The sequence below is a fragment of the Kitasatospora sp. NEAU-69 genome (assembly GCF_057158765.1).
Map to the genome: position 1 here is coordinate 11,324 of NZ_JBWXUE010000051.1, position 17,625 is coordinate 28,948.

The 17,625-nt window shown below is 74.3% G+C and carries 11 protein-coding genes and 1 pseudogene; 6 read left to right on the forward strand and 6 right to left on the reverse strand.

Annotated features, from left to right (window positions below; genetic code table 11):
• The first annotated feature begins 35 nt into the window (after positions 1-35).
• Complete coding sequence (gene eccCa / locus AC060L_RS34935) at positions 36-4,043, forward strand: type VII secretion protein EccCa (RefSeq protein ID WP_483803003.1); 4,008 nt, start codon at positions 36-38, stop codon at positions 4,041-4,043.
• A 552-nt stretch (positions 4,044-4,595) separates the two neighbouring features.
• Entirely contained in the window at positions 4,596-6,002 is a 1,407-nt protein-coding gene (locus AC060L_RS34940) for an APC family permease (RefSeq protein ID WP_483803004.1), read from the forward strand.
• 108 nt (positions 6,003-6,110) lie between these two features.
• Here AC060L_RS34940 and AC060L_RS34945 read toward each other — a convergent pair whose 3' ends face one another.
• The 6 genes and pseudogenes from AC060L_RS34945 to eccB form a co-directional block, all read right to left on the reverse strand.
• A complete protein-coding gene (locus tag AC060L_RS34945) occupies positions 6,111-7,454 on the reverse strand; it encodes a hypothetical protein (protein WP_483803005.1) in 1,344 nt (447 codons plus the stop codon).
• A gap of 174 nt (positions 7,455-7,628) precedes the next feature.
• Positions 7,629-8,144: pseudogene (locus tag AC060L_RS34950) on the reverse strand (SigE family RNA polymerase sigma factor); the annotation flags it as partial.
• A 127-nt stretch (positions 8,145-8,271) separates the two neighbouring features.
• On the reverse strand, positions 8,272-9,492 hold the full coding sequence (gene mycP / locus AC060L_RS34955) for a type VII secretion-associated serine protease mycosin (RefSeq protein WP_483803006.1): 1,221 nt from the start codon (positions 9,490-9,492) through the stop codon (positions 8,272-8,274).
• A 23-nt stretch (positions 9,493-9,515) separates the two neighbouring features.
• Positions 9,516-9,818, reverse strand: coding sequence for a WXG100 family type VII secretion target (locus AC060L_RS34960; protein WP_483803007.1), 303 nt, complete (start codon positions 9,816-9,818; stop codon positions 9,516-9,518).
• 40 nt (positions 9,819-9,858) lie between these two features.
• Positions 9,859-10,146 (reverse strand): WXG100 family type VII secretion target, encoded by a 288-nt coding sequence (locus tag AC060L_RS34965; protein WP_483803008.1) that lies wholly within the window; start codon positions 10,144-10,146, stop codon positions 9,859-9,861.
• Between the two features lie 173 nt (positions 10,147-10,319).
• The gene (eccB, locus tag AC060L_RS34970) at positions 10,320-11,924 is read right to left on the reverse strand and encodes a type VII secretion protein EccB (protein WP_483803009.1); all 1,605 of its coding nucleotides are present in this window, start codon (positions 11,922-11,924) and stop codon (positions 10,320-10,322) included.
• A 167-nt stretch (positions 11,925-12,091) separates the two neighbouring features.
• Here eccB and eccE point away from each other — a divergent pair, with 167 nt between their 5' ends.
• The 4 genes from eccE (at position 12,092) to AC060L_RS34990 (ending at position 17,549) form a co-directional block, all read left to right on the forward strand.
• A complete protein-coding gene (gene eccE / locus AC060L_RS34975; RefSeq protein WP_483803010.1) occupies positions 12,092-13,552 on the forward strand; it encodes a type VII secretion protein EccE in 1,461 nt (486 codons plus the stop codon).
• A complete protein-coding gene (locus tag AC060L_RS34980; RefSeq protein WP_483803011.1) occupies positions 13,552-14,289 on the forward strand; it encodes a hypothetical protein in 738 nt (245 codons plus the stop codon). Before eccE ends, AC060L_RS34980 begins: the two co-directional genes overlap by 1 nt.
• Positions 14,290-14,352: 63 nt before the next feature.
• Positions 14,353-15,153, forward strand: a complete 801-nt coding sequence (locus AC060L_RS34985; protein ID WP_483803012.1) for a hypothetical protein — start codon at positions 14,353-14,355, stop codon at positions 15,151-15,153.
• 89 nt (positions 15,154-15,242) lie between these two features.
• On the forward strand, positions 15,243-17,549 hold the full coding sequence (locus AC060L_RS34990) for a nucleotide-binding protein (RefSeq protein WP_483803013.1): 2,307 nt from the start codon (positions 15,243-15,245) through the stop codon (positions 17,547-17,549).
• Positions 17,550-17,625 lie beyond the last annotated feature (76 nt).

Below are 17,625 nucleotides of genomic sequence, written 5' to 3' on the forward strand. Positions count from 1 at the left end.
TGCCGGGTCGGGGACGGGACAGGGGCGGGGACGGCATGGGTTTCGTTACGGTCAAACGTCCGGCCCGCGCCTATCCGCCGGCGGTGCCCGACCAGCCGGTGGAGCTGGCCGCGCCGCCCGACCTGGCCCGCGGCGGCGGCGAGGACTGGCTGATGAGCATGCTGCCGCTGCTCGGCATGGGCGGCTCTTCGGCGTTCTTCTTCATGCCCGGCCAGCAGCCGATGATGAAGATCATGGGCGCGCTGATGATCGCCTCCACCGCGGGCATGGGCGTGGCGCAGCTGGTCCGGGCCCGCCGGGGCGGCGGCGCGGGCCTGGCCGACCAGCGCCGTGACTACCTGAAGTACCTCCAGCAGATGCGCCGCCAGGTCCGCGGCACCGCCGAGCGGCAGCGCGACGCACAGCTCTACCTGCACCCGGCGCCGGACCAGCTCTGGTCGGTCGTCGCCGAGGGCCGCCGGCTCTGGGAGCGCCGGGCGGGCGACCCGGACTTCGGCCAGATCCGGGTGGGCCTGGGTCCGCAGCAGCTGGCCACACCGCTGATCGCACCGCGCACCGCGCCGATCGACGAGCTGGAGCCGCTCACCGCGGAGGCGATGCGCGGCTTCCTGCGAGCCCACAGCACGCTGGCGGACCTGCCGCTGGCCGTCTCGCTGCGGGCGTTCTACCACCTGACGGTCTGCGGCGACCCGGACGCGGTCTACGGCAACGTCCGCGCGATGATCGCCCAGCTGGCCACCCTGCACTCCCCCGACGACCTGGTGATCGCGGTGGCCGCGGCGCCCGGCGCGCTGGAGGAGTGGGACTGGACCAAGTGGCTGCCGCACACCCAGCACCGCAGTGAGAGCGACGGCGCCGGCTCGCGCCGGCTGATCGCGCCGGGGCTCGGCGAACTGGAACGGCTGCTGGCCGAGGAGCTGGCCGGCCGCCAGCGGTTTTCCCGGGACGCCGCACCGGTGCCGGAGCAGCCACACCTCGTGGTGGTGCTGGACGGCGCGGCGGTGCCACACGACTCGCTGCTCGCCGGCGTGGACGGCGTGCACGGCGTCACCGTGATCGAGGTGGTGCCGGGCGAGCCGGACGAGCCGACCGGCCACCTGCTGGTCACCGTCGGCCGCACCGCACTGCGGCTGGACTCGGCCTCCGGCGCGTCCTACACCGGCACCCCCGACACGCTGACGCTCTGGCAGAGCGAGGCGCTGGCCCGACAGCTCGCGCCGTACCGCAGCTCGGCCGGCGGCGACGACGAACCGCTGCTCTCCGACCTGGACTTCACCGAGCTGACCGGCGTCGGCGACGCCGGCTCGGTGGACGTCTCGCGGACCTGGCGCCCGCGCGCCCGCCGCGATCGGCTGCGGGTGCCGATCGGCGTCGGCGCGGGCGGCGAGCCGGTGCACCTGGACCTCAAGGAGGCCGCCTTCGAGGGCATGGGCCCGCACGGCCTGGTGGTCGGCGCGACCGGCTCGGGCAAGTCGGAGCTGCTGCGCACGCTGGTGCTCGGCCTGGCGATGACGCACTCCTCGCAGACGCTCAACTTCGTGCTCGCCGACTTCAAGGGCGGCGCGACGTTCGCCGGCATGGCGGAGCTGCCGCACACCTCCGCGCTGATCACCAACCTGGAGGGCGAGCTCACCCTGGTCGATCGGATGCGGGACGCGATCGAGGGCGAGCTGAACCGCCGCCAGGAGCTGCTCCGCTCGGCCGGCAACTACGCCGGCCTGAACGAGTACGAGCGGGCCCGGGCCGCCGGCGCGGCGCTCGACCCGCTGCCCTCGCTGCTGGTGATCATCGACGAGTTCTCCGAACTGCTCACCGCCAAGCCGGACTTCATCGAGATGTTCATCCAGATCGGCCGGATCGGCCGGTCGCTCGGGGTGCACCTGCTGCTCGCCTCGCAGCGGCTGGAGGAGGGCAAGCTGCGCGGTCTGGACACCTTCCTCTCCTACCGGATCGGCCTGCGCACCTTCTCGGCCGCCGAGTCGCGGGCCGCGATCGGCGTGCCGGACGCGTACCACCTGCCGCCGGTGCCGGGCGTCGGCTACCTGAAGTTCGGCACCGAGGCGCTGACCCGCTTCAAGGCCGCGTACGTCTCCGGGCCGTACCGGGCGCCGGGCCGGCAGCGCTCGTACGACCGGGTCGCCGGTGCCCGGCCGGTGCTCTTCACCGCGGCCGAGGTGCCGGTGCAGGCACCGGCCGAGCCGGCGGACGACGCCCAGGCGGACACGGACGCTGTGCTGGTGGACGGCGCGCCGGCGGACACGGTGCTGGACGTGATCGTGCAGCGGCTGGCCGGCCAGGGCCCGGCGGCGCACCAGGTCTGGCTGCCGCCGCTGGACCGCGCGCCGAGCCTGGACCAGCTGGTCCCGCCGCTCCTGGCCACACCCGAACGCGGCCTGACCTCACCGGAGTTCGGCGCGCTCGGGCGCCTGGTCGTGCCGGTCGGCATCGTGGACCGGCCGCGCGACCAGCGCCGCGAGGTGCTCTACCAGGACTACGCGGGCGCGGCCGGGCACGGCCTGGTGGTCGGCGGCCCGCGCTCGGGCAAGTCCACCGCGATCCGCACGCTGGTGGCCGGCTTCGCGCTCACCCACACGCCGGCCGAGGCCCAGTTCTACCTGCTGGACCTGGGCGGCGGCGGGTTCCAGGCGCTGGACGGACTGCCGCACGTCGGTGGCGTCGCCGGCCGGCTGGAGGCGGACAAGGTCCGCCGCACGGTCAGCGAGGTGCACGGCGTGCTGAACCGGCGCGAGGAGCTGTTCCGCTCCGCCGGGATCGACTCGATCGGCACCTACCGCGCCCGCCGGGCGGCCGGGCGGCTGCCGCAGGAGCGCTTCGGCGACGTCTTCCTGGTGATCGACGGCTGGCTCAGCTTCCGCCAGGAGTTCGAGGCGCTGGAGCCGGTGGTGGCCGACCTGGCGAACCGCGGCCTGAACTACGGCGTCCACCTGGTGCTCACCGCCTCCCGGTACGCCGAGGTCCGCCCGGCGCTCAAGGACCTGCTGCAGAACCGCACCGAGCTGCGGCTCGGCGACGCGATGGAGTCCGAGATCGACCGGCGCGCGGCGCAGAACGTGCCGGCCGGCACGCCCGGGCGCGGTCTGACGGCCGGCAAGCTGCACCTGCTCACCGCGCTGCCGCGGCTGCACGACCCGGCGACTGCTGTGACGGCCGACGCGGTGACGGACGCAGTGACGGATGCGGTGACCGGTGGCGAGCCGGCGGCCGGGACGGCCGCCCTGGTCGCGGCGGTGAACGCCGCCTGGCACGGCCCGCGGGCGCCGCGGGTGCGGATGCTGCCGCCCGTGCTGGACGGCCATGAGCTGCCCAAGGGCTTCGAGCACCCCGAGCTCGGCGTGGCGTTCGGGGTGGACGAGGCCGAGCTCGCGCCGGTCTTCGTCAACTTCGAGAGCGACCCGCTCTTCACCGTCTTCGGCGAGAGCGAGTCGGGGAAGTCCGCGCTGCTGCGGCTGCTGGTCAAGCAGCTCACCGAGCGGTACCCGGCGGACGAGATCGGCATCGTGGTCGGCGACTACCGGCGCGCGCTGCTCGGCGCGGTGCCGCCGGAGTACCTGGTCGAGTACGCGGCCGCGCAGCCGGCGATGAGCGCGGTGGTGGAGATGCTGCGCGGGGCCTGCGCGCGCCGGCTGCCCGGACCGGACGTCACCGCCGAGCAGTTGCGCAACCGCAGCTGGTACAGCGGCCGGGACATGTTCCTGATCGTCGACGACTACGAGCTGGTCGCCACCTCCGCCGGCAACCCGCTGGCGCCGCTCGCCGAGTTCCTGCCGTTCGCCCGTGACATCGGCCTGCGGGTGATCGTCGCGCGCGGCTCGGGCGGCGCGAGCCGCGCGCTGTTCGAACCGGTGATGCAGCGGATGAAGGAGCTCGGCGGGCAGGGCGTGCTGCTCTCCGGCAGCCGGGACGAAGGGGTGCTGCTGGGCACCGCCCGGCCGCAGGCGCTGCCGCCGGGCCGCGGCGTCTTCGTCTCCCGGCGCGTGGCCGGCGGGCAGCTGGTGCAGACCGGCTGGCTGCCGCAGCAGTAGGCGCGGGTGGCGTGGCCCGGCGGCGGGCGTCCGGCCTCCGGCGGCGCGACCCGCCGTCGCCACTGAGGGTGAGCGAGGGTTCGGACACGCAGCGTCGTATCCGGCGCCGCGACGTCTCAGCGGCTGAAAAGTTTCGGATTATTTCCGGCCACTGAGCTGCGGTTATCGTCGCGCGCCGGGTGAGGCCGGTGGGACCGCCGGGGTGCATGGACATGCCTGGGCCAGCACCAACCCACCCCGCCCTGAACCTTCGATTCGAGCGACGCAATCGAGGTTCGCCTTTGATTCATGCCCCGTTTGCCAAAGGTAACAAGTCGGACATCTTTTGCCATCACTGAATGTGATCTTCGCTTCGGATGGTTATGCGGCTCAGTGCAACGGATTCCGAAGGCAGAGCGGCATTGACGCGATCTATACGCCCCCGCACCATGGCGATCCGGGAGCGACAGAACCAGCAGACCCAGGCGACCCCCTTCGGAGGCGATACCGCTCCCGCCCCCAGCACCGCACAGTCCGCGCTCGTCGCGCTGAGCCGATCGGATCCCCCCAGTCATGACCGACACGCTTCGCCCACCCGCCACCGCCCCCACGGTGACGGTCAGTACCGCCGATGCCCCGCGCAAGCTCAACCGTTCGCTCGGCGTCGTGGGCGGAACGCTGCTCACGCTCTCCTGCGTCACCCCGGCCTCCTCGCTCTTCGTGCTGGTGCCGACGCTCTTCAACTCGCTCGGCACGGCGACCGCGCTGACCATCGGCATCGGCGCGATCATCTGCGTGGCAGTCGCCTTCTGTTACTCCGAACTCGGCACCCTGATCCCGAGCGCCGGCGGCGAGTACGCGATGGTCGGCACGCTGGCCGGGCGGTTCGCCGGCTGGCTGGTCTTCATCCAGTCGCTGCTGGTGGTGATGATCGTGCCGGCGGTGATCGCGGTCGGCACCGCCGCCTACCTGGCCCCGATCGTGCACGTCAGCGGTCCGGTCGCCGGCGCCGGCGTGATGATCGCGGCGACCGTCGCCGGTCTGCTCGACCTGCGCGCGAACGCCTGGATCACCGGCATCTTCCTGGTCCTCGAAGTGATCGCGGCCGGCGTGGTCTCGGTCCTCGGCTTCGCGCACAGCCAGCGCGGCGTGGGCAGCCTCTTCCACGGCGTGAGCGCCGACCCGCACGGCGTCACCAGCCCGGTGGGCCTCGGCGCGATGCTCGCGATGATGGGTGTCGCGCTCTTCGTCACCCAGGGCTTCAGCACCGCGATCTACCTCTCCGAGGAGCTGGAGAACCCGCGCCGCAACGTGGCCCGCACGGTGCTGTGGACGCTCGGCCTCTCCGCGGTCGTCATCATGGTCCCGGTCATCGCGATCACCCTGGGCGCCCCCGACCTGGCGACGCTGACCGGTGGCGACATCTCCGGCATGGTGGCCGGCTGGAGCGACTCCGCGCTCGGCACCTTCATCAGCCTCTGCATCGCGCTGGCGATCATCAACGCCGGCATCGTCATGGTGATCCAGAACTCCCGGGTGCTCTTCTCCTCCGGCCGTGACAAGGCCTGGCCCGAGCCGGTCAACAAGGCCTTCGGCACGCTGAACCGGTTCAACGCCCCCTGGATCTCCACCCTGGCGGTCGGCATCCCCGGCGCCGCGCTCTGCTTCGCGCCGCTGACCCTGCTGACCAACGTCACCGGTGTCGCGGTCGCCGCGCTCTACCTGCTGGTCGCCATCGCCGCGCTCTTCTCCCGCCGCGGCGCCCACAAGAACGCCCCCGCCTGGCGCCAGCCGCTCTGGCCGGTGCTGCCCGCGCTGCTGGCCTGCGCGCTCGTCTACACGCTGACCCAGCTGGACCACACCGCGCTGATCTGGACCGTCGGCATCACCGCGGTCGCCTCCCTCTACTGGGTCTTCTACCTGCGCCCCCGCCAGGACGAGCGCTGGGTGATCACCCTGCCGGAGGACGAGCAGGTCTGACCGGTCACCCGAACCGGTACGACCTGACTGACCCGCACGACAGAAGCGGCCCGGACACCCTGCTGGGGGGTGTCCGGGCCGCTTTCGCTTGCGTCTCGTGCGTCCCGGTTACGAGTCGGCCCAGTGCGGCTGCCAGACCGGGCTGGTGGCGATCGCGGTGAGCTGCTCCCGGGTCAGCACCGGGGCGGAACGGGTGGTCGGCAGCAGCGGACCGGGGCCGTTGTACGCGGAGGCGATGAGCTCGGTGCCGTCCTTGCGCAGCACCCGCACCGTCTCGCCGAAGAAGCTGCCGCTCCCGGTCCCACTGCTCGGCGGGATCGGGACCACCAGCACCCGGGAGCCGTCGGGCAGCGTGCTCGCGCCCGCGTACTGGTGGTTCAGCAGGTCGACGTTCCCGGCCGGGATCGATCCGGGGGAGCCCTCGACCGAGACCTCGACCAGGCCCGCGCCCCTGCCGTCATCGACGGTCACGTGTGCCTTGTCCTCGCCGCCGACCATGCCGGCCGTCCTCAGCTTGGCGGGGATCAGGCCGGCCAGATCGGTCTGCATCTGCTGCTCGTCGATCACCGGCAGCGTGTTGACCGGGACCGGCGTCGGTGCCGTGATCCCGGCCAGTACCGGACTCCAGGACTGGCTGCGGGCCACCACGGCCAGCTGCTCCGGCGTCAGCGGCGGGTTCTGCCGGGTCACCGGCGCGCCCCGCTCGGTCGGTGCGTTCCACTCGTCGACCTGGATCAGCCGGCCGTCCGGGCCGTACCGGGTGGCGGACCAGTCCTTGGTGCCCTGCTTGTCGGGGGACGTGTAGCCCTGCAGCAGGGTCAGCACCGAGCCGTCCGGCAGCGTGCTCGTGCTGCACGCGTCCACGGGGAAGTAGACCGGATCCGGGCAGGCCCCGTAGTTCGCTCCGGCCCGCGCATCGACCCGGCTCAGCCGGACCGAGATCTTCGCGCTGCCGTGGCCGTCGTCGAAGACCAGGTTCACGTTCGGCGTGTCGTCCATGCCGTTCACGGTGTCGGCCGCCGCCACTCCGCTCTCGTAGGCGGTCTGCCCGGGCGGGAGCAGCGCCTTGAGCATCGTCACCAGCTGCCGGCCGGTCACCGTGGACGGCGTCGCCGCGCTGAACGGTGGCGGCATGGAGCCGTGCGGGAGCGGCCCGGCGGTCGGCGAGGAGGCGACCGAGCGCAGGGCCGACGGCTCGGCGCCGCTCGGCCCGGTGGGCCGGCCCGGGTGGCCCAGGCCGCCCGCCAGCACACCGCCCAGGCCGACCACGGCGATCGCGGCGGTGGCGCCGACCATGGCATTGGTGCGGCGGCGGCGCAGTCGGCGGCCACGGGCCAGCCCGCCGACGACCAACGCGTCGATCTCGGGCCGGAACGCCTCACCGGCCTGGGCGAGGACTCCGATCAGCTGCTCGTCGTCGGTCGGCCGCTGCGGCCTCGGGTCTGCGGACATGCGTGATCACCTACTCTCGGGGCGAAGGCTCGGGGTGGAACTGAGGGGCTGTGCGACGGAGTACGGCGCGGCGGAGCGCAGGGCCACAGGCGGCGGGACGGCGGGCGGGGGGACGGCGCGCGGTGGGACGGTCGAGCGCAGCGCGGCGGCCTGCGGGGTCACGCCGGCGAGCAGGTCGCCGAGCGAGTCGCCGAGCAGCGCACGCAGCCGGGCCAGCGCCCGCACGCTCTGGGTGCGGACCGCGCCCGAGCTGAGCCGCAGCGCCTCGGCCGTCTCCTCGACGCTGCGGTCCTCCCAGTAGCGCAGCGTCAGCACCGCCCGGTCCCGCGCGGAGAGCCGGGCGAGCGCGTCCAGCAGGGTCAGCCGCAGCTCCGGATCACCCTCCCGGGCGGGTGCGTCCGGGAAGTCCTCGGTGGGCCGCTCGGTACTGCTGCGGCGGCGCTGGTGCGAGAGGAACGCGCGGACCAGCACGGTGTGCGCGTAGGCGGCGGGGTTGTCGATCCGGGTCGCCCCCATCGACCGGCCGGTCCGCCGCCACAGCGCGTACATCCGGCCCAGCGTCTCCTGCACCAGGTCCTCGGCGAGATGGGTGTCCCCGCCGGTCAACAGACAGGCCGACCGGTAGAGCTGCCCGGCCCGGCCGGCGGCGAACTCCAGGTATTCGGCCTCACGCGCCGCGCTGCTCCAGATCACCACTGACCCCCCTGCTCACACCGCTCGCACTGCTCCGACACTCAGATGACGCGTGGACGGGCGCGGGATGTTACAGCGGGGGGGCGGCCACCGGGCCGGGGCCCGGAGCTGGGCTGGGCCGGGCCTAGGAAGAGCGGCGGCGGTCGCGCAACACGACCGTGCCACCGGAGAGCAGCGCGACCAGCAGGACGCCGGTGGCCAGCACGTACGTCGCGGTGCGCCGGTCGCGGTCGGCCCGGGTCTCGCCGAGGCCGAGCGGCTGCGGGCGGATTGGACTGGCGGCAAGGCGCACCGGCGCGTCCGGGGCGGCGTCGTCGGCCGGCGGGTCGGTGTCGGTGACGGCCTTGACCGGGTCGACCACGCCCCAGCCGAGGTACTCGTCCGGCCCGCGCCCGGTGCGCTGGGCGGTCTGCTCGATCCGGGCCCGGATCTGCCGGGCCGTCCAGTCGGGGTGCGCGGCGCGCAGCAGTGCGGCCACCCCGGCGACGTACGGCGCGGCGAAGCTGGTGCCGTTGTCCACGCACTGGCCGCCGCCGGGCACGGTGGAGAGCATGTCGACGCCGGGCGCGGCCACCTTGACGAAGCCGCCGTACTCGGAGAACGCGGCCCGCTCGTTGTTGCGGTCGGAGGCGCCGACCGCGAGCACGGTCGGGTAGCCGGCCGGGTACGTGGCGCCCTGCCGGCCGTCGTTGCCGGCGGCCGCGACCACCACGACGTTCGCCGCCTCGGCCGCCGCGATCGCCCGGCTCAGCCGGTCGCCACCGACGAAGTCGGCACCGGTACCCGCGGCGCGGACGTCCTGCGAGATGTTGATCACCTGGGCGTGCCGCTGGACCGCGATGCCGATCGCCTGCACCAGCGTGTCCACATCGCCGCTGCCCGCGTCGTCGTTCTGCCGCACGGAGAGGATCGTCGCCTGCGGGGCCAGCCCGACGAAGCCGACGCCGGCCCGGTGCCCGGCCGCGATGATGCCGGCCACCTTGGTGCCGTGGCCGACCGTGTCGGTGAGGCCGTTCCCGAGCACCTTCGGGCTGCCACCTCCGCCAGTGCCGGTGTCGAGGAGCAGCGAGCCGCCGTCCAGCACCCGCCCGGCCAGCTGCGGATTGCTCGCGTCGACGCCGGTGTCGATCACCGCGACCGTGACGCCGGCGCCCTGGTTCCCGTTCTGCCAGAGCTGGTCGAGCAGCACGCGCTGCAGCGCCCACGGCATGGCCGGGACGTCGGGCGAGGGGAACGTGCAGTCGCCGTCCGCACCGGCGGCCGGTGCGGCGGCAAGTGCGGCCAGCAGGCCGAGCGTGGCCAGTACCGCCGCCGCCCTGACCCCGCTCCCGCTCCCGCGTGCCACCCGAACTCCCCCCGGTGCGTGGCTCAGCCCTGGTACCAGATGTCGGTGTTGGCCTTCTCGGTCGTGGTGTAGCCCTCGTGCGCGTGGTCCAGCGCGTCACCGATCGCGAGCAGCGTGGTGTGCAGCTCGGCCGCCTTGTCGTCCCAGATCTTCTGGCGGGCGTCGTAGCCGTCCTTGGCAGCGCCGGTCCAGGACTCGGCGATCTGCGTGACGCCGGTGCGCAGTTCGTCCAGGTGGGCCTGGATCCGGCGGGCCGAGGCGCGGACCTGGTCACCGGCGTCCGAGATGGTGCTGAAGTTGACGAGGATGCGGCCGTCGTCGGTCATGGCGGTCTCCTAGCGGGAACGGGAACGAGGGAACGGATCGTCAGGCGCGGCCCACCGCACCCATGTTCGTGCGCTGCTGCTCCTCGGTGACGGCGTAGTTCCTGGTGGTGTGGTCGATCGCCCGCCGGATCTCGTCCAGCACCTTGTTCAGCGCGGTCGCATCGTCGTTCCAGGTCTGCTGGAGCTGCTGGTAGGCGGTCGCGGCCGCGCCCTGCCAGCCGCCGGCCGTCCCGTCCAACAGCGCGTGGAGCGTGGCGATCTCGCTCTGGATCTGGCCGTTCACCTCGACCATCCGGGCCGAGAAGGCCTGCATCTGCTCTGCCGTCATCGTGAACCGACCGGCCATCTGCCACCGTTCCCATCGGACGGGCGACTCCGGCCGCGTCGTCACTGTGCACGCCCGGAGGACATCACGGAGTGATGTTCTGCCAGCACTGTAGCCGCAGCCGGTGACGGACCCAACACCCAACTCGGGAGGATCCGGCTCCACTTCGGCCACGCTCAGGAGTTCTGCGCCTGGGTCGCGGTGGTGGTGCTCAGAGTCGGGCCGGCCGGCACCAGATCGGACCAGGCCCTCGGCACCGGCACCGGTGTGGTGGTCCGGTAACCCAGCCTGTCCTGGGCCTCGTTGACGCCCGGCTGACTCGACTCCGGTGTCGCTGCCGGCGCCGATGTCGGTGTTGTTGTCGCTGTCGGTGTTGGTGTCGAGGGCCCGGTCGCCACCGTGCCGTCGCTGCTCGCCGGCACGTCGTAGCGCAGTCCGGTCTCGGTGATCAGGTAGTCGCTGCCGGATCCCCCGGTCGAGTTGTCCACCGCGCGGTAGAAGAGGCCGTGCCCGGGGCTGACGTGCGCGCTCGCCACCCCGAGCATGAGCGGGGCCGGGAAGTCACCGTCGGCCCAGACACTGCGCCGGACCGTGTCGCCGGTCATCCCGTCGTACGTGCTGCACACCACCTGGCGGCCGGCGCCCGGATCGGCAGCGTCGCCGTTGACCGGGGCGGACGGCTTGGCGAGCGGCCAGTCGGCCGGCCGGGCCAGCGGCCCGCTGGTCTCGAAGTCCCGGGTGAAGCGGGAGTTGTCGGCCGGCGGGATCTCGGCGAAGCCCGGCTCCTGCTGGTCGTAGGCGGTCTGGGTCAGCGGGTTCTGCCGGATCAACTCCGCCTGGAACGCGGTCACCTGGTAGAGGCGGTCGGCGCCGACCACGTAGTACGCGTCCCCGGAGGTGACCAGCCGGCCGACCACCCGCTGCGCCGGGTCGGAGAGTTGGACGCTGGACGGGGTCTTCGTCGCGGTCAGGCCGGGGACCTGCGGGAAGCCGATCGCGCTGCCCGGCGCCAGCGTGGCCAGCCACTCCGCGGTGACGTGCTCCGGCTTGGCCTGGGTGCCGAACAGCGCGATCCGCAGCGCCCGCAGATCGGTGTCGGACATCCCGGGCACGCCGATCAGGTGCTCGCGGCCCTGCGGATCGACCAGGTACTGCGGGCCGTCCGCGCCGCTGCGCCGCGGCCCCTGGACGTACAGCGACTGGCCGCCGGCCAGCAGCTTGCCCGGCTTGGCCAGGGTGTCCGCGTCGGCGCCCGCCGCCACGAAGACGCCCTGGTCGGGGTGGTCGTCGTCGGCGCCCGGCCGGTCGCAGACCGACCACTTCTTCGGCCGTCCCGCATCGACCGGATCGGGCAGCTTGTCGGGCGCGTACGGGATGCCGATGGTCGCGCCGTGGTTCTTGTACGCGTCGAGCACCTGGTCCGCGACGATCACCACCTGGGAATCCACCGGCAGCACCAGTTTCGCCGAGGCCATGTTCAGCACCGGGTGCAGCACCTTGGCGCCGTCGGCACCCGGCAGCACCACGTAGCGGGTGGTCGACTCCTTGCCCAGGATCACGTTCCGGCCGCTGTCCCACTGCAGCGGCGCGCTCGGCCTGATCAGGCCCCAGGCGCCGAAGCCGGCCACCAGCAGCGCGGCCAGCGTGAGGGAGGGCAGCAGCGCGCGCAGCGGCCGCGGCGCGTCCTCGTCGCCACCCCCGCCGGCCGGCTGCAGGAAGGCGCCCACCGTGCGCCTGCGGGCGAAGGTGTAGGCGTTCAGCTCGTCGCGGCGCGAGGCCATCGGCTCCCCTGTCTCCCCGGTCACGGCTCGTGCGGTCGCGCGTTCACCACGGCGTTCGCGACGTGCCCGAGTCTGCCATCCGGCACGTATGACGCCCCGTCAACCCTCTACGATGCGGCAGACGGTGAGTACCGTACGGTCACGGAGCAGAGAGGGTCACCCGGGGAATGCCGAGTCAGACCACTCCAGGGCGACGCAGCACGACACCCGACCGGACCGGCCACGGCACGGTGCCCGGACCGGCGACCACGCCGACCGCGGCACCGGTCGAGGCACCGCGCGACGGGGCGGCAGCCGTCGAGGGAGCGGTGCCGACCCGGGCCGCGGCTCCGGTGCTGGTGAGGCTGCTCCCCCGGCCCGGTCTGCTCGGCGGGCGGCTGCGGCTGTACCGGCTGGTCCTGGTCGAGGCCGCGGTCGCGCTGGTCGCGGTCGGCTGGACGATCGGCCGCACAGCCACCGTGGCCGCCGCGGTGCCCGCCGTGCTGCTGCTCGCCCTCGCGCTGGTCCAGGTCGGCGGACGCCCGCTGCCCGAGGCGCTGCGGATCCGCGCCGCCCAGCGGGCCCGCCGGCGGCAGCTGCCGCCGGATCCGCCGCCCGGCACCGACCCCGCGCTCGCGCCCGTGCTGGAGCTGGCACCCGCACTGCGCACCTGCACGCACGCGACCGAGACCGGCTTCGTCGCCGGCCGCCCGGTCCGCCGGGAGACCGGCATGATCGGCGACGGCGGCTTCCTCACCGCCGTGCTGCTGGTGCAGGCCAAGGACCAGCCGCTGCGCCCGCTCCGCACCGCCAACCCGCTGCCGCTGGAGCTGCTCTGCTCGGCGCTGACGGTGGACGACATCACCCTGGAGTCCGTGCAGCTGGTCCAGTACACCCAGCCCGCACCGGCCCCGCACCTGCCCGACCAGGCGCTCGCCACCCGCGCCTACCAGGAGCTGCCGGACGGCCCCGACACCCCGGCGCTGCGGCTGACCTGGGTCGCGCTCAAGCTCGACCCGGAGCGGGCGGCCGCCGCGGTGCTGGCCCGCGGCGGCGGCGAACAGGGCGCCCGCAAGGCACTGCACCGGGTCACCGAGCAGCTGGCCGGCCGGCTGAGCGCGGCCGGGCTCTCCGCCACCGCGCTGGACGAGCGGGAGCTGATCGCCGCACTCGCCATCGCCGGCTGCGCCAACCCACTGGCCACCGCAGGCCGCCAGGGCACCGGCGGCGGCGGCAGCGGGCTCGGCAGCGTCGGGCTCGGCAGCGGCGCCGCCCGTCGCACACAGGAGAGCACCCGGTTCTGGCGGGTGGACGACCGCTGGCACAGCACCTACTGGATCGCCCGCTGGCCGAGACTCACCCGCCCCGGCGGCGCGCCCGGCGCGATCTCGGCGCCCGAGCTGGTCAACCTGGTCACCGGCACGCCGGCGCTGGCCGGCGTCTTCAGCCTGACCGCGCGGGCCGGCTCCGGCGGCTCGGTCGCGCTCACCGGGCACGTCCGGGTGGTCGGCCGCAGCGAGGCCGAGCTCGGCCGGATCGGCCGGCTGCTGGAGCAGCGCGCCCGGCGCGCCGGGCTCGGCCTGGCCCGGCTGGACCAGGAGCAGGCGCCCGGGCTGCTGGCCACCCTGCCGCTGGGAGGGGCCGCCTGATGGCCCGCCAGAGCACCCCGGGCCGGGCGGCCGCGCTGCTCCGGACCGGCTTCGGCCTGCGCGGGCCGCGCCGGGAGCAGCACGTGCTCGGCGCCGCGGACCTCTCCGCACTCAGCTTCCCGGTCAGCGACGACGGCGTGCTGATCGGCCAGGACGCGCACCGCGCACCCGCCGTGCTCGGCCTGTTCCGCCCGAGCGCGTACGACGTGGTGCTGGTCGGCGGCCTCTGGCTGGCCCAGCTGCTCGCGCTGCGGGCGGCCGCGACCGGCGCCCGGATCGCCGTCGAGACCGCCCGGCCGCAGGTCTGGGCGCCGCTGGCGCAGGCCGCCGGCGGCGGCCAGCCGTGCGTGACGGTGCACCCGATGGGACGCCTCGGCGCCCAGGGCGCGTCGGTCGGCGCGCCGGTGCTGGTGCTGCGCGACCTCGGACCGCGCCCGCCGCGCACCCGGCTGTCCGCCGCGCCGTGGCAGTCCACGCTGACCCTGCTGCCGTTCCTGGCCCCGAACGCCGCCCGGGTGCTCGGCGCCGCCGACCTGGTCGGGGTGCAGCGAGTGTCACCGCCGGAGAGCGAACTGACCGGCCGGGTGCTCGGGCTCGGCTCCCAGGACGTCGCCGCACTGCCTTCCCTGGGGGACGATCTCACCCTGTGGGCCACCCGGACCCGCCGCCAGTACGTCCGCACCGAGCCCGGAGCCGCCGAGCTCCAGCTGCTCGGACCGGCCCGCCGGGTTGACTAGGGTCTGCCCGGCGTCGCGTGCCCGGCAAGAACGGCCGGACAGAGCCTAGGAGAGACTCGGACCGTGAACACGTACCAGCAGGGACCCGGCCCCTACCAGCAGCAGCCGCAGCAACCCCAGCAGTCCTGGCCGCCGTCGCAGCCCCTGCCGCAGCAGCCGCAGCCGCAGGCGCAGTCGGGCCACCGGGCGGCAGCGGCGCCGGCGGGCAGGTCGTCCATGTTCGGCCCGGTCAACTGGCGGGTGGTCCGGATCTCGATCCCGATCAGCGCGGCCGTGCTCGGCCTGCTCACCGCGCTCTCCTGGCCCGCCATCAGCAAGCAGATCCACCAGGTCACCACGCACACGCTGACCGCCCGGAAGACCGTGGTGATGCGCGGCCAGACCCTCCAGCTCGTCCCGCCGACCGCCGCGGACCGTCCCGGTACCGACGCCGAGACCGCGCAGACCGGGCGCAACAAGCAGTTCGTCGGCCTGGTCCGGATCGAGCTGACCTACAGCCCGGACGGCACCCGCGACACCCCGCCCGGCTACCAGGTCTTCGCCGGCTACGGCACCGTCAGCGATCCGGCGGAGCGGATGAAGCTGACGACCGACAACCTCAAGCTGGTCGGCGCCCAGGAACTGACGCCGCTGAAGGAGTTCCCGGCCCGGGCCACCGGCTCCGGCGACGTGCCGATCGAGTGCGCCGTCATGCAGATCACCCCTGGCCAGGCCAAGATCGGCTGGTGCGCCTGGTCCAACCGCAGCAGCGTCGGCGAGGTCACGCTGATCCTCGGCCCGAACCTCGCGCAGGACACCGAGGACCTCAAGCAACTCGCCGTGGACACGGCCTCGATGCGCGACCAGCTGTACGCAAAGTCCTGACGCCGGGCCAGCTCCGGTGCTCCAGGCCCACGTTCTAGTCTTGTGCGTACGGCACCGCGCAGGCGGCGGCGAACACGAGGGAGCCCAGCGTGAGCAGCGATCGGGACGGCGTCTACGTCGGCGACAGCGGGGCGGAGGACGAGGACGAGTGGTCGGACGCGCCCGACTACACTCCCCCGGCCTGGTACACCCAGGGCGCAACCGAGCCGGCCGCCGCGACGGTGCGCGAGGCGCCTGCGGACGTGCCGATCGCTGAGAGGTCCGGCGTCGAGAGGGCGGGTGCCGAGCCGGGTGCTGCCGCGGACGCACTGCCCGGGCAGGCCGGGGCGGTCCCGGTGCCCGCGCCGGTCGACGGCCTGGCCGACTTCCCACTCCGCGCCGCCGCGCCGGCCCCGACCCGCGAGGTGGCGGCAGCCGTCCCGCTCCCACTCCCACTTCCACTCCCGCAGCCGCTGTCCGATGCAACCGGCGGGCCCGGCCGGCCGGGCGCCACGCCCTTCATCGGCGCACCCCGCCCGCCCGCCGCGCCGGCCGACTGGCCCCGGGCGGAGCAGCCCGGGTATCCCGTCGGGCCGCCGCCCGGCACGCTCCCGCCGCCCGGCTACAGCCAGGGCCACGGCTACCCGGGGCAGCCGTACCCGCAGCCGGCCCCGCCGCAGGCCGGACCGGACGGCGTCCCCGCCCCGCCGCCGGCGCCGGGCACCCCCTGGCCCACGCACCCGGGCGCGCCACAGCCCGGGTGGCCGGCGCAGCAGGCCGCCGCTGCGCAGCCCGGCCCGCCCTTCGCACCCGCGCCCGCACGCACGCCCCCGCCCGTCGCACCGGCACCCGCACCCGCACCGGCGCCCACCGCGCCGCTCGACCCCCGCCAGGGTGGCTGGCCGCAGCAGGCCGGCGTGCCGCAGGCCCCGGCCGCCTTCCGGCAGCCCGGCACCCGGCCGCCGACCGCGACCGGCGCCCCGCTCGGCTACACCGCGGCCGTCGAGCTCTCCTCCGACCGCCTGCTGCGCAACCAGCCGAAGCCGCAGCGCCAGCCGCGGCTCAAGTTCGGCGGCAAGGCCGCGCAGGCCGAGCGCGAGCGGCGGCTCGCCCTGATCCGCACCCCGGTGCTCAGCTGCTACCGGATCGCGGTGATCAGCCTCAAGGGCGGCGTCGGCAAGACCACGACGACCACCGCGCTCGGCGCGACGCTGGCCAGCGAGCGCCAGGACAAGGTGATCGCGATCGACGCCAACCCGGACGCCGGCACCCTCGGCCGCCGGATCAAGCGGCAGACCGGCGCGACCATCCGCGACCTGGTGACGGCGATCCCGCACCTGCGCAGTTACATGGACATCCGTCAGTTCACCTCGCAGGACGACAACTCCGGCCTGGAGGTGCTCGCCAACGACGTCGACCCGGCGGTCTCCACCACCTTCAACGACGGCGACTACCGCCAGGTGATCGACATCCTGGGCCAGCAGTACCCGATCATCCTGACCGACTCGGGCACCGGCCTGCTCTACAGCGCGATGCGCGGCGTGCTCGACCTGGCCGACCAGCTGATCATCGTCGCCACCCCGAGCGTGGACGGCGCCAGCAGCGCCAGCACCACGCTCGACTGGCTCTCCGCCCACGGCTACGCGGACCTGGTGCAGCGCAGCCTCACGGTCGTCTCGGGGGTGCGCGAGACCAGCAAGATGATCAGGGTCGAGGACATCGTCGCGCACTTCGAGACCCGTTGCCGGGGCGTCGTGGTGGTGCCGTTCGACGAGAGCCTGGCGGCCGGCGCCGAGGTCCGGCTGGACATGATGCGGCCCAAGGTCCGCGAGGCGTACTTCCGGCTGGCCACCATGGTCGGCGAGGACATCGTCCGGGCCCAGGAGGCCGCCCAGGCCGCAGCGGCCAACGGCTGGCAGCAGCAGCAGCAAACACAGCAACCGGCCCCGCACCAGGTCGCGCAACAGCAGCCGTGGCCGGGCCACGAGCAGCCGCCCGGGCCGCCGACACGACAGGCCCCGCCGATCCCCGCCCAACCCGTGCAGCGCCCGCCGATGCCCGGCCTGCAACCGCCGGGCCGGCCGTTCCATGGCCACCCGGGACAGCCGGGCTCCGAGTACCCCGCCCCCGGCCACCCCGTCCCCGGCCCGCCTGCCTATGCCTACCCGCCGCAGGATGCCGGACGGCCCTGGGAGGCCCAACCCGCCGGCAGCCCCTGGCCTGCGCAGCCCGGTGCAGCGCCCGTTCCGCCACCGCCGTACGGCGCTGCGGAGCCGGACGGCTACGGCTACGGCTACCCGCCGCCCGCCGCCCCACAGCCCCCGGCACTGCCGGACTGGGCCCAGCCCCCGGCAAGCGCCCACCCACCGCACCAGCCGCCGCCGGACGGCTACAGCCACCCGCCCGCACAGCAGTAGCGGCCCGCCCAACCGGCCGCCCTCACTGAGGCACCATCACGCCGGCACAGCGTCAGCTCCCCGCGCCGGATCCCCG